15 protein-coding genes are annotated in these 16,253 nt (G+C 36.4%); 10 read left to right on the forward strand and 5 right to left on the reverse strand.

The features are described 5' to 3' along the window. The first annotated feature begins 427 nt into the window (after window positions 1-427). Genes pilV through Q4503_RS09580 form a run of 6 tightly spaced genes read left to right on the forward strand, consistent with a single transcriptional unit; the run spans window position 428 to window position 7,008 of the window. Window positions 428-1,000: a type IV pilus modification protein PilV gene (gene pilV / locus Q4503_RS09555; RefSeq protein ID WP_303602123.1), complete on the forward strand. Its 573-nt coding sequence runs from the start codon at window positions 428-430 to the stop codon at window positions 998-1,000. Between the two features lie 53 nt (window positions 1,001-1,053). Then, entirely contained in the window at window positions 1,054-2,085 is a 1,032-nt protein-coding gene (locus Q4503_RS09560) for a PilW family protein (protein ID WP_303602124.1), read from the forward strand. Window positions 2,086-2,144: 59 nt separating this feature from the next. Continuing rightward, window positions 2,145-2,681 (forward strand): PilX N-terminal domain-containing pilus assembly protein, encoded by a 537-nt coding sequence (locus tag Q4503_RS09565; protein ID WP_215973422.1) that lies wholly within the window; start codon window positions 2,145-2,147, stop codon window positions 2,679-2,681. Between the two features lie 52 nt (window positions 2,682-2,733). Further along, window positions 2,734-6,222 (forward strand): pilus assembly protein, encoded by a 3,489-nt coding sequence (locus Q4503_RS09570; protein ID WP_303602125.1) that lies wholly within the window; start codon window positions 2,734-2,736, stop codon window positions 6,220-6,222. A 38-nt stretch (window positions 6,223-6,260) separates the two neighbouring features. Further along, window positions 6,261-6,659, forward strand: a complete 399-nt coding sequence (locus Q4503_RS09575) for a type IV pilin protein (protein ID WP_215973424.1) — start codon at window positions 6,261-6,263, stop codon at window positions 6,657-6,659. 4 nt (window positions 6,660-6,663) lie between these two features. Then, window positions 6,664-7,008, forward strand: coding sequence for a hypothetical protein (locus Q4503_RS09580; RefSeq protein ID WP_215973425.1), 345 nt, complete (start codon window positions 6,664-6,666; stop codon window positions 7,006-7,008). 106 nt (window positions 7,009-7,114) lie between these two features. Here the strand turns inward: Q4503_RS09580 and Q4503_RS09585 are convergent, their stop codons facing one another. The 3 genes from Q4503_RS09585 to nadE all read right to left on the reverse strand — a co-directional run bounded on the left by Q4503_RS09585 (window position 7,115) and on the right by nadE (window position 9,305). After that, window positions 7,115-7,711, reverse strand: coding sequence for a GspH/FimT family pseudopilin (locus Q4503_RS09585; protein WP_303602126.1), 597 nt, complete (start codon window positions 7,709-7,711; stop codon window positions 7,115-7,117). A gap of 90 nt (window positions 7,712-7,801) precedes the next feature. Continuing rightward, a complete protein-coding gene (locus Q4503_RS09590) occupies window positions 7,802-8,386 on the reverse strand; it encodes a GspH/FimT family pseudopilin (protein ID WP_303602127.1) in 585 nt (194 codons plus the stop codon). A 76-nt stretch (window positions 8,387-8,462) separates the two neighbouring features. Next, on the reverse strand, window positions 8,463-9,305 hold the full coding sequence (gene nadE / locus Q4503_RS09595; RefSeq protein ID WP_215973428.1) for an ammonia-dependent NAD(+) synthetase: 843 nt from the start codon (window positions 9,303-9,305) through the stop codon (window positions 8,463-8,465). Between the two features lie 193 nt (window positions 9,306-9,498). Between nadE and glnB the strand changes: the two genes are divergently transcribed. Beyond that, entirely contained in the window at window positions 9,499-9,837 is a 339-nt protein-coding gene (gene glnB, locus Q4503_RS09600; protein ID WP_215973429.1) for a nitrogen regulatory protein P-II, read from the forward strand. Window positions 9,838-9,963: 126 nt separating this feature from the next. Here the strand turns inward: glnB and Q4503_RS09605 are convergent, their stop codons facing one another. Further along, the gene (locus Q4503_RS09605; RefSeq protein WP_303602128.1) at window positions 9,964-10,728 is read right to left on the reverse strand and encodes an outer membrane protein assembly factor BamD; all 765 of its coding nucleotides are present in this window, start codon (window positions 10,726-10,728) and stop codon (window positions 9,964-9,966) included. 179 nt (window positions 10,729-10,907) lie between these two features. Here Q4503_RS09605 and rluD point away from each other — a divergent pair, with 179 nt between their 5' ends. The 3 genes from rluD to clpB all read left to right on the forward strand — a co-directional run bounded on the left by rluD (window position 10,908) and on the right by clpB (window position 15,470). Continuing rightward, window positions 10,908-11,885 (forward strand): 23S rRNA pseudouridine(1911/1915/1917) synthase RluD, encoded by a 978-nt coding sequence (gene rluD / locus Q4503_RS09610; RefSeq protein ID WP_215973431.1) that lies wholly within the window; start codon window positions 10,908-10,910, stop codon window positions 11,883-11,885. Further along, window positions 11,863-12,693, forward strand: a complete 831-nt coding sequence (pgeF, locus tag Q4503_RS09615) for a peptidoglycan editing factor PgeF (protein ID WP_303602129.1) — start codon at window positions 11,863-11,865, stop codon at window positions 12,691-12,693. The genes rluD and pgeF overlap by 23 nt, the downstream gene beginning before the upstream one ends. 206 nt (window positions 12,694-12,899) lie before the next feature. Next, the gene (gene clpB / locus Q4503_RS09620; RefSeq protein ID WP_215973433.1) at window positions 12,900-15,470 is read left to right on the forward strand and encodes an ATP-dependent chaperone ClpB; all 2,571 of its coding nucleotides are present in this window, start codon (window positions 12,900-12,902) and stop codon (window positions 15,468-15,470) included. A gap of 183 nt (window positions 15,471-15,653) precedes the next feature. Here the strand turns inward: clpB and Q4503_RS09625 are convergent, their stop codons facing one another. Beyond that, the gene (locus tag Q4503_RS09625) at window positions 15,654-16,124 is read right to left on the reverse strand and encodes a DUF4124 domain-containing protein (RefSeq protein ID WP_303602130.1); all 471 of its coding nucleotides are present in this window, start codon (window positions 16,122-16,124) and stop codon (window positions 15,654-15,656) included. Between the last annotated feature and the right edge of the window lie 129 nt (window positions 16,125-16,253).

A 16,253-nucleotide genomic window follows, 5' to 3' on the forward strand; every position in this document is an offset into this window, starting at 1 on the left:
TGCGGTTGCTATATTTAAGTTAATTTGAATATAGCAACCACTATAATATACAAGATATATTATTTATGTATTGTTAATAAGCTTATATAAATAATAAAAGTATAAGGGTTAGTGTTGTTCATAGTAAAAATTTTTTAACAAAATTGAATATCTAAATCCCCTTTAGCTATTAAAAACTAAGATTAACTGTTTTTATCTTAAAAAATTGTATAACCTTAGAGTTAAGTACTGTCTTTTAAAAGTAATTACTTTAATAATACTTCTATAAAATAGAAGGTTAACAAAGTTAAAAATATATTTTACTAAAAGAACTTTTTCACATCCCCCCAACTGAAAAGCACTTTTTTCAAATCTGTTTTATTACAGTTTTGCTGTCATATACTTTTTATACCCGACAATATGAAGCTAACATATAAAGAGAAAGTCGATGCCACAACGAATCAATGATAAATATCGTTATAGTAAAAAAAGTAAGAATAAAGGTATGACTTTTATCGAAGTTTTAGTTGCCTTAGTTATTATGGTTACCGGTATTCTCGGGGCCGTTGCTATGCAAGCGACAGCTAAGAAATCAAGCTTTGATGCTATGCAGCGTTCATTAGCCTCTAGCTTAGCACAAGATATTATTGAAAGAATTAGAGGCAATAATAGTAGTGCTTTATCGTTATATGCCGCCAATAGCCCTTACGGCTCTGGTAAAATCACCTCTTCACCAACGTGTAATTCGCCTGCCTCGTTATGCAGTCCAGCGGAAATGGTTACTCATGATCTTTTTGGTTGGGAGCAAGCATTAATGGGGGCTAATGCGCTCAAGGCTACGAATAAGGTTGGTGGATTAGTTGGAGGAATTGGTTGCATCACTGTGGTAGGAAACTCCGTTAAAGTTGTGATCACATGGCAAGGTAAAATTGAAACTATAGATTCTGCCAATGCTGAAGCGTGTGGTAGTGCAAATGATAGTGCTCGTCGTCAAGTCGTGGTAGATGCTTTTATCATATAGCTAGCTATAATAATTGTTAATAACAAATAAGTTTAAAGTTGAGACATTAGTAAATGAAAATCAAAAAAAACAAACAAGGTCTTAGCGTAAATCAAATGGCTAAACTAGGAAGGAAATATCAGTCTGGTTTTAGTTTGGTTGAAGTGTTTGTTGCTTTAATTATTGGTTTAGTTATTTTTGCGGGCGTTTTAAGTGTATTTGTTGGAATGAGAACCACAACGAGTGAAACATCAAGTTATGGTGAGTTACAAGAAAATGGCCGCTTTGCAATTAGTGTGTTAACTGATGATTTATTGAGGCAAGATTTTTGGGGGGATTATATCGGCTTTGTTGACCTTTCTCGTATTAGCTCTACGTTAGCTGCTCCCGTAGGAGAGTGTGTAGGAGGAGGTATAAATAATGGTACATTTCCTTTAGCTGTCGGGCACTTTAGAACGCTTTGGGGAGAAACGGCAACGAGTGCAAAAATATTATCGGGATGCCGAGAGGATGCCAAAATAGGCTCTGATATATTACAGCTTAAACGTGTTGTATCGACACCATTAGCGTTAACTGCTGGGGATGTAGCACCTGCTGGTAATTATTATTTTGTAAGTAATATGAATACTGGTGTTATCTTTTCGGCTGGTATTGTTCCTAATATAGAAGGCTCTCAAGTTTGGGAATATCAGCATCATATTTATTATGTTAGAGAAGAAACCCACGGTAGTAATACTGTACCTGTGTTAATGCAAGGGAGATTAGCAAATACTCTGTCTTTTGCTCCTATTATTGATGGTATTGAACTAGTTCGCTTTGAATATGGAGTCGATATGGAAACCGATCCGACAGATCCAGGATATGGTATTGTTAATGCTTACATTCCAGCAACGAGTATGACGGACGAACTATGGAATAATGCCGCAAGTCGCATAATATCAGTTAAAGTATATGTTTTGGCACGTAGTATTCTAGAAGATAAAAAATATACTAATACAAATACTTATAAATTAGGTAACCTTACTTATACTGTTAATGATAATTATCGTCGCTTGCTTTTTAGCTCAACAGTAACTTTGTATAACGCTGGTATGGATATATGGTAATTTTCCACAACTGAATTAACCTATAGTGACAACAAAAATAATTTAAGTAGGTCATTTATATGCATAATATAGATAGAATAAATAAATATGGTAACGCGAGAAAACAACAAGGTGTGGTGTTAATTGTCTCTTTAGTTTTTCTTGTTGCATTAACAGCTGTAGCTGCTGCCTTAATGCAAAATACGACAACTGATATGAAAATGTCAGGTGCTAGTGAAGAAAAAGTTGTTGCTGTTCAGGAAGCAATCAGTGCGATAGATGAAATTATTTTTAATCAAGTATCGCCGGGGTCAACAAATGAATTTGCCGCGTCTCTTGCTACCTTTAAAGATGAAGATGACAATGTACAAAAAGTAAAACAGATAGAAGCAGAAATGCCAACATTATGGGATTCAGAAAAGTTTGATCCTCCAGAGCTTGATATTACCAATAACAAATATATGCTTGAAGCTGATTGTCCTAACTCTAAATTAGCTTCTTCAACGCAAGTGTTTACTTGTAACATGCTAAAGGTTCAAGTAAATAGGAAATATGGCCGTAATAATACTAGTGTAGTTAACGTTAACTCAGGCATAGCGCAACAGCTTTTAAGATAGATGCAGTTACCGTTTTAAAGATGGTGTATTTCTTATTGCTTAAGGAAGAAAGATGAAAAAATTTATAGTGGCAGTACTCTTACTTTTAATTACTAATTTTTCTTTTAGTGAAGATATAGAGCTTTATATAAGTGATAGCGTCAAAGAAACGAAAAAACGACCTCAAGTTCTAATTATTTTTGATAATTCAGGCAGTATGAGCACGCGTGAATTGGTAAAAAACTCGTACGATCCGAATATAAATTACCCTGCTGTTAGTGGTTATACAAAAATATCAGGTAGTTACATTTACTATAGTAAAGGTCAAACTGATATTGACGATATGCCAATAGCAGATGATAGTAATGAAAAACGAAAATTTCCTCTGAGCATTAGTAATTGTAAAGTGGCGCAAGATATTATTGATGAATATGGTTATTATACTGGCCACGTTAGAGAGTATCAGTTTCAAGGGAACTCAGGTCGTTGGAGTGAGCTAAATGAGACTGACGGTACTGGCATTGTTATTACTGATTGTGAAGATGATGTAGAAGCGATAAATAATAACAATAAGAATTACTTAAGAGGTAGTGCGACAACAGCATTACCGTCAGGTTTTCCTATTGATGGTGAAGGTGATTCAACTAATCCTATCTTTTATACAGCAAATGTTGGTGATAGCAATATTGAATGGTCTGGCTCACTAGTAACCTTGTATAGCGATAATTATTTACGCTGGTACCATAGTGATGAGATAGCAACAAGTAGAAAAGAGCGTATTGCAATAGCGCAAGAAAGTGTTACCAACTTGATTAACTCTTCTCCAAATGTTGATTTTGGCTTACAAGTTTTTAATCATAATGCCACAAAAGAAAACTCCCGAGATGGTGGACGTATAGTTTTCGGCATCCAAACCTCTACTGTTTCAAGTCGAACAACTTTACTCGATATCATCAACAATCAACTTGATCCAGAAAATAATACGCCTTTGTGTGAGACTTTATATGAAGCATCACGTTATTTTGGCGGTAAAAGTGTTTATTATGGTGATAACGATAGTAATCGTTCTTCTTATACTGCGAACACCCCCCCTCGGGATACTACTATAGAAACAAGCAGTAAAATTTATAAATCTCCTTTTACTTCTTGTAGTGATAAAGCCTACGTTATTCTTATTACCGATGGAGCACCAACACTTGATACTGCAGCAAATGATGAAGTGAAAGCACTAGGTACTGCTGATAGTTATCCCATGTCGGAATTTGATGGTAATTATCTAGCTGCTCTTGCAGGTTGGATGAATAATAATGATGTCAATGCAACTGTTGATGGTAAACAAACTGTAACCACATACACCATAGGTTTTAGCCAAGGCGCGGAAGCGGCTGAACCTCTTTTAAGAGAAACAGCCAATCTCGGTGGGGGAAAATATTTTCCGGCACAGGATACTGCGAGTTTAACTGCAGCATTAACTAATGTATTAGCTAATTTAGAGCCGAGCAATAACAGCTTAACATCAGCTTCAGTTGCCGCGAATAACTTTGATCGTACCGAAACACTAGACTCTGTTTATTATGCGATGTTTCAACCTGATAGAGGGCCAAGATGGCAAGGGAATCTGAAAAAATATAAGGTTGAAGGGGGAGTACAAGTAGGTAAAAGTGGCAATGTAGCTATTGACGACTCTACAGGGCACTTCTCTTCTAACGTGACAAGTTATTGGTCAGACAGTAGAGATGGAGCTCAAGTAGGTGAGGGGGGCGTAGCAGAGATGTTACGTAATAAAACTGATCGATTAGTCTATAGTGATATTGGTGTTTCCAATGCGCTAGTGGAACTAACCGCTACCAATAAGTTAAGCCATTTTGGCACAGAGCAGGATTATGCAGATTTTCTTGGTGTTGATGTTTTAGAGTCTGATGATTATTTCAATTGGAATTTAGGTATCGATGTTGATGATGAGGACAAAGATGGCGATAAAACCGATATGCGTAGTGATGTTTTTGGTGATCCGCTTCATTCGAATCCTTTAGTTATCAACTACGGTAACAAAATACATATACTTATTGGGACTAACTCAGGTGCTTTGCACATGTTTGAGGATACTGGCGATAACGTCGATGAAACATGGGCCTTTATGCCCAAAGAGTTTTTTCCTAATATTAAAACCTTGCGCAATAATTCAACTAGTGATGATAAAGTTTACGGTGTCGATGGGAAGATTACTTCCTATATTGACGATAAAGACGGTGATGGGATTATTGAATCGGGAGATAGAGTATGGATCTTCTTTGGCTTACGCCGAGGAGGTTCTTCTTATTACGCTATTGATATAAGTAATCCTAGTTCACCTCGGTTAATGTGGCGTATCGAAGGTGGCACAACCGGTTTTACAGAGTTAGGGCAAACATGGTCGCAAGCTAAGTTAGGCTACTCTAAGTTAAACCTTAGTGGTGATACCGCTAAACCAGTGCTGTTTTTTGGTGGTGGCTATGACCCATCAAAAGATAATAGCGGGGTGGGCAGCGAAGATAATGTTGGGCGTGCAGTTTATATGGTAGATGCTGAAACAGGTAACTTGAAATGGAGCATGGCTGAAGATAATGCAACCACAGAATTTACTGGTCAAGATAGCATTCCTTCCAGTATTGCTACGTTAGATAGTGATGGCGATGGTTTGGTTGATAGATTGTATGTAGGTGATACCGGAGGCAGTGTTTGGCGAGTTGATATGCCAAGTAATAGCGTAACTGATATTTCGGTGTTTGAATTAGCCACCTTAGGTGGTGATACTAACTCAACGGATAGGCGATTTTTTAATGAACCAGCCATAGTTCGTACTTTCATTACTGAAACAATAGAATCAGAGGTTAAAGCTGAAGATCAAAGTACTTCTACCGTTACTGTTCATCAAGAAATACCTTACGATGCTATTTTACTTGGTAGCGGTGACAAATCTAATCCATTAGGAACTGATACCAGTGATGTTTTCTTTATGATTAAAGATAAAAACATTATCACTCAGAACTTTGGTGATAGTGGGACATCAATACCTGATGTAATAGCCATAGATGACCTTTATGACTTTACTGATAACCCTTTTGAGACTGTTAGTGATACTGGTAGACAAGCATTATCGGTAGCCGTAAGTAATAAGTCAGGTTGGTACTTTGATTTAGAACTCTCTGGTGAAAAAAGTACAGCAAGTGCAATTGTAATCAATAATACCGTTTATTTTACAACGTTCTCTCCACCTAATTTAGCCGATGAACAAATAGATTGTGAGCTTCCTAGTGGTCAAGGTTGGTTGTATGGGGTAGATCTTGCTTTGGGGATTTCAAAGTTCAAGTGGGCTGAGAAAGATTCTAAAAATAGAGAAGATAGAATAAGTTTTATTAGTGAACAGTTTTTGGGGGCTCCGACATTAATTGTGATTCCTAATGACCCTGATGATGCAACCGCGGGAACAACAGGAAATTTAATTGTTGGAAGACGAATTGTTGATATAGGTTTCAATTTACAAACAATGCGAACTTATCTTTATATTACAGAGGATCAATAAACATGGTACAGCCAAGCCTAAAGAATATGCAGAAAAAAATGAGTACTAAGACATTAGGCTTTACCTTAATTGAGCTACTGATTACCGTGGCTATTATTGGAATCCTAGCGAGTGTTGCTTACCCTTCTTATACTGATTTTGTGCTTCGCTCTAATCGGTCTGAAGGGCAACGTGAGCTAATGCGCTTAGCCAATTTACAAGAACAAGTCTTTGTTGATACTAGATCTTATGCCAGCAATATGAAAGGTTTAGGAATGAGTACTGATGAATATACAACGGAGTCGGGCAACTATTTAATTAGTGTTGTTGCTGGCGCAACAGCGACTACTTTCACCTTACAGGCTGTTGCAAAAAAGAGCCAAGTAAAAGATACCGATTGTACAACATTGAAAGTTGACTATTTAGGTGCCAAAACGCCTAAAGAGTGTTGGGAGTAACAAGATGAAAGCTTCAAAGTTAATCGTCTTCGTTTTGGTCAGTGGCATTGTTAGTTTAGTTAATGTGATGAGTGCACAAGCTGAAGAGCAAGAAGCCACCGCTATGCGGGTAGAAGTGAAATGTTATGTAGAGCTTGCTGGGGGCTCTGAAACGATTAGCCTTTGGAAAATAGAACCATCATCGTTAGCTGCTCTACCGGACGTTATTATTGGTCATAAAGCTAATATTATCGGTGGTCAGTCGAGTAAGAAAAAAGGAACTATTTACAGAGTTAAACAGTGTATTTTAGCGAAAGATGAGTTTAGTAGTCCAATTGCTAGAGCAATGGATAACAATATGCTTAGATGAATGTGAATAGTATAAATATATTCTTTCAATACTGACATTGATTGACTAGGATTCAGTGTTAGCTCTAGGCATTAGCTTTGAGACATTAGTGCTGCATCCTTAGAGGCTAAGTACAAACAATATCATTACCTGAGCTGTCTTCATCTTTGCCGTCGTTATCAGTATCTGAACTTTTATAGCTTCGACCTGACAATGAGACACTAATCCCTCTAGATAGATCTGCTTTATCTTTTGGGCAATATTTAAAATTAGTTGAGCTTGTTAATAATCGGCCATCAGGTGTATAAATAATACTATTTTCAGTATATTGAAGTTTATCACCAGCCTTAATTTCGTTTTTAACTTTTATTAGTTCATCAGGCGCAGCAAAGTTATTATTTGTTGCTAAACTGTTATCATCATTTGTGAAAATACTGATTTCACTCCCCCAGTTATTAGTACAAGCACCAGAGGTTAGGGGGCATATTGTGGTATTTTTTCCTGTGTTTATTGCCATATTTCTAGCGGTGAGTAATAGTCGTTGTACTTCATTTATTTCATTGTCAACACGCATTTTTACCAAAAAGTCACCCATACTAGGTAAAGCTACCGTTGATAATATCGCAACAATCGCAATCGAAATCATTAGTTCAATTAAGGTGAACCCTTTTTTATGGCGGCGGGTAGAAGTGGGAATTGATAAGGTGCTTTTAATGTTATGCATGGTACTTCACTAACGACTATTTGAGCTTGATAACATTTATACCATTTTATTACTTAACTCGCTAGTAAACGCCTTTTAGGAAATAAAGAGTTATTCGCAGCTAATTTCTGTGTTGCCTCTATTCTCATCAACACCATCATTATCAAGATCGCTTGATTGATAAACTCTACCTGAACGAGCTACAATAATACCTCTTGAATGTTCTTTATAATCCTTAGGACAATATCGAAACGTACCATTTGCAAGACCACTAAGTTGCCCCGTTGATTTAAATGTGATCATTGTTCTACCTATGCCATAAACAAGCTGATCTCCTACTGTAATCCCTTCTTTTATTTGTAGTATTTTTTCATCAGGATCAAATGTTTTATTATTATTGTTGTCAATAAAAATGCTGAGCTCATTACCCCAGTGTTCGCTACATTGAGAAGTTGTATTTAATGGGCAAAGTATTGTATTTTGTCCACTGTTAATCGCTGTATTTCTTGCCATAATCAGCATGCGATGGAGTTTAGAAATTTCATTGTCAACACGCATTTTAACAATGAAATCATTGAAGTTTGGAATAACTATGATCGCGAGAATTGCCGTAATAGACACAGAGATGATTAATTCTAGTAGCGTAACCCCTTTCATATATAAATTGAGATTAATAAAAGGCTTATGATTGAGCATAAAAAAAATCCATTTTTAATAACTTCCCTATAATATAGGTATAGTTATAAAAAATGGATTTTTCCAGTGACAAGTACTAGCTATAAATGGTTGGGATAGGTTGGCGCTTATGTTGTGTTTTTTTATAAATATTAATAATGTGTTCTTGTATATCTGATGATACATTCTTGCCCTCAAGAAAGTCATCAAGTTCATCATAGCTGATACCTAAAGCATCTTCATCGGTTTTTCCTGGATCTAAATCTTCTAAATCTGCTGTCGGAGCCTTTTCAACTAAAATATCAGGTGCACCTAAATGCTTGGCTATTATTCTTACTTGGCGTTTTGAAAGGCCAAATAAAGGAGCTAAATCGCAAGCACCATCGCCCCACTTAGTAAAAAATCCCGTAATATTTTCGGCACTATGGTCGGTGCCTAATACTAATGCACCTAAAATTCCAGCGATATGGTATTGAGATACCATGCGGATTCGTGCCTTTACATTACCTTTTGAGAAGTCTACCTGATTTTCTGACGCAGTTAATAGCTGTGCATTATTCAGAGCAGAAACAACTTCTTGATGTATTCCATTAACACCATCAAATACATTGGTGGTTAAGCAATGGCTAGGTTGGATAAAGTTCAATGCTGTTTGTGCATCATCTTCATCTGCTTGTACATTATAAGGGAGTCTTACAGCAATAAATTGAAACTGATCAGCGATATCTTTATTCTGTTCTGCGTTTAATTCAGAAACGGCAAGTTGCGCCAAACGACCACAGGTAGAAGAGTCTACTCCGCCACTAATACCCAGTACTAATGTTTTTAAACCTGAATTTTTTAAGGTAGATTTTATAAAATCAATACGTCGACGAACTTCAAAGTGAGCGTCTATTTTAGGTAAAACTTTCATTTCATCTATTATGGTTTGCTGATCCATGGACTATCCTGCTTTAAGTAAGAGTATTAGCTTGATTATACTAATTCTATTTAATTTATTATCCTTGATTGATGAATAACTTAGTAGAGTTAGTGTTAAATAACAGTTTAGCAAAATAAAAGCGTGATTTGCTAATAAACGCGTTGTAATATTACAGAAAGTCATATGGAAATCCATTATACAGAGAGAAATAATGAAAAAAATTGAAGCAATCATTAAGCCATTCAAGTTAGACGATGTAAGAGAAGCGCTAGGTGAGATAGGTATTACCGGTATGACAGTCTCTGAAGTGAAAGGTTTTGGTAGGCAAAAAGGGCATACGGAGCTTTATCGCGGTGCAGAGTATATGGTTGATTTTTTACCTAAAGTAAAATTAGAAATAGTGATTGCAAAAGAAGATCTTGAACGCTGCGTAAATGTTATTTTAGAAACAGCGCAAACAGGAAAAATTGGTGATGGTAAAATATTCATTACCGATGTAACACGTGTTATCCGTATTAGAACGGGTGAAGAAAACCAAGAAGCTATTTAGTTATTAGCCTTGTAATCGTTAATTCTAATAGTTTTATTTAATTGTTTACTAGTTACGAGTATCGAACTCATCAGCTTTAGTGCCGATAGTGTTTGATACTCGTATTTTTTTGATAATTAGTAGCGTTTATCTAATCATTGAGTTATTAGGATAATTAGCGGCTAATACTTGTAATGCATTAGTTTTCAAATCATCTAGACCTAACTTATCGTAACATTCAATCATTATCTCTAATGCAGGCTCTAACTCAGGACTTGGTGAAAAGTACTCAACAATATAGCGACCTCTGTTTGCTGCTGAAGCATAAGCTTCTCGTTCTAAGTAAAATCTAGCAATCGCAAGTTCATATTTAGCTAACCTTGATTTAATTTCAATCATTCTTTTTTGAGAATCAGCGGCATATTTACTATCAGGATAATGAGTAATTATACGTTTGAAGTCGTCAAAAGCTTCACGAGCTGCTGTCGGATCTCTATCTGAACGATCTATGCCTGCCAAATCTTGAAACAAATTATCTTCTGTTGATAAGTTTATTAATGCACGCATGTAATAAACATAATCTGTATTCGGGTTGTCTGGATTTAGGCGTAAAAATCGATCAGTAAGTGCAATACCTTGAGCAGCGTCGCCTACTTTATAGTAAGCATAAATTAAATCTAATTGAACTTGATGTGATATTGGTCCAAAAGGAAAGCGAGAGTCAATTGCACTAAGGATTTGGATTGATTTTTGATACAAACCATTATCCAGTGCTGTTCGGGCATCGACAAATAAAGCTTGCGCTGATTTGTCTGGTACTTTATCAATGTCATTGTCGGTGCCAGAAGATGAGCAACCTGCTAAAGCAAGTGCTAGTGTGATAAATACTATTTTTTTGGTCAATTTTTCCATGGATTTTGCAATTACGCCTTTGTTTAAAATTAAATAAGTATGAAACCTTTGATAGCCATGTAGCATGGTTATCATAAAAAGGGTAAAATGAAACTATTATACCTAGTGCATACTTGCGTATTAACATTCTAACCTAGCAATCATAAGTTGCACAACGTTAAAAATTTAAAGAGAGTTTAATGTCTGAAATAATTCAACATCAAGATACCGTTCCTGATTCGTGTTTAGGTAAACGATTAGACCAAACTTTGGCCATAATGTTTCCTGATTATTCACGTTCAAGGCTAAAAGATTGGATTTTAGCCGGTAAAGTGATGGTTAATGGTGAAGTATTACCCCGAGCGCGAGAAAAAATGTATGGTGGCGAGAGTATTGCTATCAATGCAGAAGTAGAAGCTGAGCAACGTTTCGCTGCACAAAAAATTGATCTTGATATTGTTTATGAAGATGACGACATTTTAGTGATTAATAAACCTGCAGGTTTAGTGGTTCATCCAGGTGCTGGTAATCCTGATGGCACTGTCTTAAATGCTTTGTTACATCATTTTCCAGCTATTGAAGTTGTACCACGTGCTGGTATTGTTCATCGTTTGGATAAAGATACCACTGGTTTGATGGTGGTTGCGAAAACAATAGCGGCACAAACGAACCTAGTTGAAGCATTACAATTACGAGAAATTACACGTGAATATGAAGCTGTTGCTAATGGTTTAATGACTGCTGGTGGCCTTGTTGATGAGCCAATAGGTCGTCATGCAACTAAACGCACGCATATGGCCGTTACATTTTCTGGCCGTCCGTCAGTTACGCATTATCGTGTAATGGAAAAATATCGTTTGCATACACGCTTACGTTTACGTCTTGAAACAGGGCGAACGCATCAAATTCGTGTTCATATGTCACATATAACGCATCCATTGGTTGGTGATCCAACCTACGGAGGTCGACCGCGTCCACCTAAAAATGCAACACCTGAATTATTAGCAAAGTTACGTACTTTTAAACGTCAAGCATTACATGCAGCTATGCTTTCATTATATCATCCTATAACGGGTGAATTAATGACTTGGCATGCTGATTTACCTGACGATTTTGTTGAGTTAGTTGAATTACTACAAGAAGACACTAAACTTAATGCCGTCGACGATTACTTATAAAGCAAATAATATTAGAACAAGTTCAGCTATTGAGCTTGTTCAATGGCCAATACCCTCATCGAACGATGAAAGTATTGGCCAAGCAGCTTTAATTGATAACGTTTTTTCAGTACAGACAACACGGCTTTTACCTAGTAATACGCTTAAAGGTTCATCACTGCCTTATCAAGCTTTTAATCTTGGTTTACATGTTGGAGATTGTCCTGAACGGGTAAAAGATAATCGTCGTTATCTACAATCTTTGTTACCTGTAAACACTCAAATTCAATGGCTTAATCAAGTTCATGGTAATGAGGTTGTCGAAATATCGACAATATCTGCAGAGTCACTTACCGCTGATGCTGCTATTACTCAAGAAAAGAATGTTTGTTTAGCAATTATGACTGCAGATTGCCTTCCTATTTTATTAGCATCTAAGTCAGGCAATGAAATTGCCGCCATTCATGGTGGTTGGCGTCCTTTGTCTGCGAATATCATTCAAAACACAATTACCAAAATGAACACACCAACCGAAGATATTTATGCATGGCTTGGGCCTTGTATTTCGAAAAATGCTTTTGAAGTGGGTAGTGAAGTAAAAGCTCAATTTGTTGAGCAATGTGATTCTTTTAACTGTGCCTTTATTGCAACCTCAACAGGTAAATATTTAGCCGATTTACATAAAATTGCCGAAATACAATTAAATACCCTAGGTATTAACGCCATAAGTACACTACCAGAATGTACTTATACAAATACGGATAAATATTACTCTTATCGTAAAGATAGCGTAACTGGAAGAATGGCAACACTGATTTGCCTATTATAAATACCTCGCTTCACTACTCATGGTGTTTATACTCTTAGTCGTTAATGCCAAGCCGTTTTATTTAGATTATGTCTGAGCAATTATTTGTTCTAGATCAAACTAATGCTTATCCTCTATTGAAAAAGACCACACTAGACCTAATGTTATAAGTAATTACATCAGGTTTAATTAATTCATAAGTCCAGTAATATGGCAGGAGAATATTTATGCGTTTAGATCGTTTTACACAATCATTCCAAGAATCTATTGCGGATGCACAGTCGCTTGCATTAGGTCGAGATCATCAATTTATTGAACCCATTCATTTAATGATGGCGTTGTTAAATCAAAATGGTAACTCTGTTATTCCGCTATTAAAAAGTGCGGGAATAGATGTTCATACGCTAAGAAATAAAATAGAACAAGCACTGCAATCTTTAGCACAAATAGAAGGCTCTGATGGCGATGTTCAGCTTTCTTCTGCATCAGGTAAGGTGTTAAATTTATGCGATAAATATGCGCAGAAAATGTCAGATAAATATATATCTTCTGAAATGTTTTTACTTGCAGCACTTGAAGATAAAAGCACATTAGGTTCTATTTTAAAAGAGCTAGGCGCTAATGAACAACGTATTAAAGCGGCGATTGAACACGTACGAGGCGGTCAAAAAGTTGATGATCAAAATGCTGAAGATGTTCGTCAAGCATTACAAAAATATACGGTTGATTTAACTGAACGTGCTGAGCAAGGAAAATTAGATCCTGTTATTGGCCGTGATGATGAAATCCGTCGTACTTTGCAAGTATTACAGCGTAGAACTAAAAATAACCCTGTTTTAATTGGCCAACCAGGTGTGGGTAAAACTGCTATTGTTGAAGGTTTAGCACAACGTATTGTTGATCATGAAGTACCTGAAGGATTAAAAAATAAACGTGTTCTTTCTTTAGATATGGGCGCTTTGATTGCTGGCGCTAAATATCGTGGTGAATTTGAAGAACGTTTAAAAGCTGTATTAAATGAGTTGTCTCAAGAAGAAGGTAAGATCATCTTATTTATTGATGAATTACATACCATGGTCGGCGCTGGGAAAACAGATGGGGCGATGGATGCCGGCAATATGTTAAAACCTGCGCTTGCTCGAGGTGATTTACATTGTGTTGGGGCAACAACGTTAGATGAATACCGTAAATATATTGAAAAAGATGCGGCATTAGAACGTCGTTTTCAAAAAGTGTTGGTAGAAGAGCCTACTGTTGAAGATACTATTGCTATTCTACGCGGCTTAAAAGAGCGATATGAACTTCATCATAGCGTTAATATTACCGATCCTGCTATTGTTGCGGCGGCTACATTATCTCATCGTTATATTAGTGATAGACAGTTACCCGATAAAGCGATTGATTTAATTGATGAAGCAGCTTCAAGTATTCGTTTGCAAATGGATTCTAAGCCTGAAGATTTAGATCGACTTGAGCGCAAGTTAATTCAACTTAAGTTAGAGCAAAAAGCATTAGAAAAAGATTCTGATGATGCAACCGTGAAGCGTTTAGCGGATATCTCGGAACAAATAAATGAAAAACAGACAGAATACGATGAATTAGACGAGGTTTGGACGACAGAAAAAGCAGCGTTGTATGGTACACAAACGATCAAAGAAGATTTAGAGCAAGCTCGTATTGAGCTAGAAGCGGCAAGGCGGGCAGGTGATCTTAATCGTATGTCTGAATTACAATATGGCAAGTTACCTGAGCTCGAGAAGCAACTTGATTTAGCTAGCCAAGCTGAAATGCAAGAAATGAGCTTATTAGCTAATAAGGTGACTGAAGTTGAAATTGCTGAAGTACTTAGCCGTGCTACGGGCATTCCTATTGCTAAAATGTTAGAGCAAGAGCGTGATAAATTACTCAACATGGAAGAAGAATTACACCAACGTGTTATTGGACAAGGTGAAGCGGTAGCTTCAGTATCGAATGCGATCAGACGTTCGCGTGCTGGCTTAGCCGATCCAAATCAACCAATAGGATCCTTTTTATTCTTGGGGCCTACAGGTGTAGGTAAAACAGAGTTAACAAAAGCACTCGCTTACTTTTTATTTGATACTGAAGAGTCACTTATTCGTATTGATATGTCAGAGTTTATGGAGAAACATTCAGTTGCGCGATTAGTTGGCGCACCTCCAGGATATGTTGGTTATGAAGAGGGGGGTTATTTAACAGAAGCTGTTCGCCGTAAACCTTATTCGGTTATTCTATTAGATGAAGTTGAGAAAGCGCATCCTGATGTTTTTAATATATTATTACAAGTGCTTGATGATGGTCGCTTAACTGATGGTCAAGGTCGAACTGTTGATTTTAAAAATACCGTTATCATTATGACCTCAAATATCGGCTCAGACATAATTCAAACATTTGATAATGACAATCAATATCAGCAAATGAAAGCGCAAGTAATGAATGAAGTTAGCCACCATTTTAAACCTGAATTTATTAATCGAATTGATGAATCGGTTGTGTTCCACACCTTAGGAGCAAGCCAAATAGAGAAAATTGCTGGTATTCAAATTCAATCATTATCAGATCGACTAGCAGAACAAGAATTAAGTTTATCTGTTAGTAGTGAAGCATTAGCTTTAATTGCTGAAGTTGGCTTTGATCCCATTTTTGGTGCTAGACCATTAAAGCGTGCTATTCAGCAGGGGATTGAAAACCCGTTAGCGCAGCGCTTATTAGCAGGAGACTTTGCGCACGGTTCAACAATAAATGTTACGGTGGAAGAAGGAGAGTTAGCTTTTTCTTAAAGCCTAGTCTTTATCTTAAGAGCTAGTATAGAGCACTCTTAGTTAAATATTGTTTATTAGGAATAATTAGGAGCGCTTAATTTCACTAAAGTATTGAGCCTGTAATCTCTTTGGTTACAGGCTCAATGTGTTTTTAACCAGGGAAGATTTAACGCTTACGCATTTTACCCTAGTTAAGGCTACCTATTCTTGTATGCTATCGGGCTTACAGTACAAGCTTATATTTTCTTTACTTAGTGCAAGTTGTGCTTTCTTGTCTTTATCAGACAACGTTTTATTTTTGCCATTAGTGTCGACTATCATTACTGTGCCTAGTGAAGTGAGCATCTTTTCATTGAGCCGTGCTGATTGGCAATTTTGCTCGGCTATTTTCTTATTGTTAGCCAAGACTTCTTTTTTCTTTTTTTCAAATTGGCTTAATTGCTCATTCATTGTGGCGTTTTGCTGATTATGCTTTGGTGCTATTTCTTTTGCTTGATAAGAGGAGTTTGTCGTTAGTTCAGTGTAATTATCATCTTTAGGTTGGCTTTGGCTAAAATGAACGACATTGTTTTCATCAACCCAACGATAGATAGGAATATCTTTTGCTAGCACATTGGTACTAAAAAACGTAATACAACTCAATATGATAAAAATTAGATTAATAAAAGGCATAATATTCCTTTGATATAAATAAGTCATAGAATAGCTATAAGAGTATTACAGCGCTATATTCAAAGCAATCGAGGCTATAAACTATTTAAGGTGTCTTATTTAATGTATAGGTTATAATCATAAATACGA

The organism is Colwellia sp. 6_MG-2023 (assembly GCF_030547765.1).
Taxonomy (GTDB): domain Bacteria; phylum Pseudomonadota; class Gammaproteobacteria; order Enterobacterales; family Alteromonadaceae; genus Colwellia.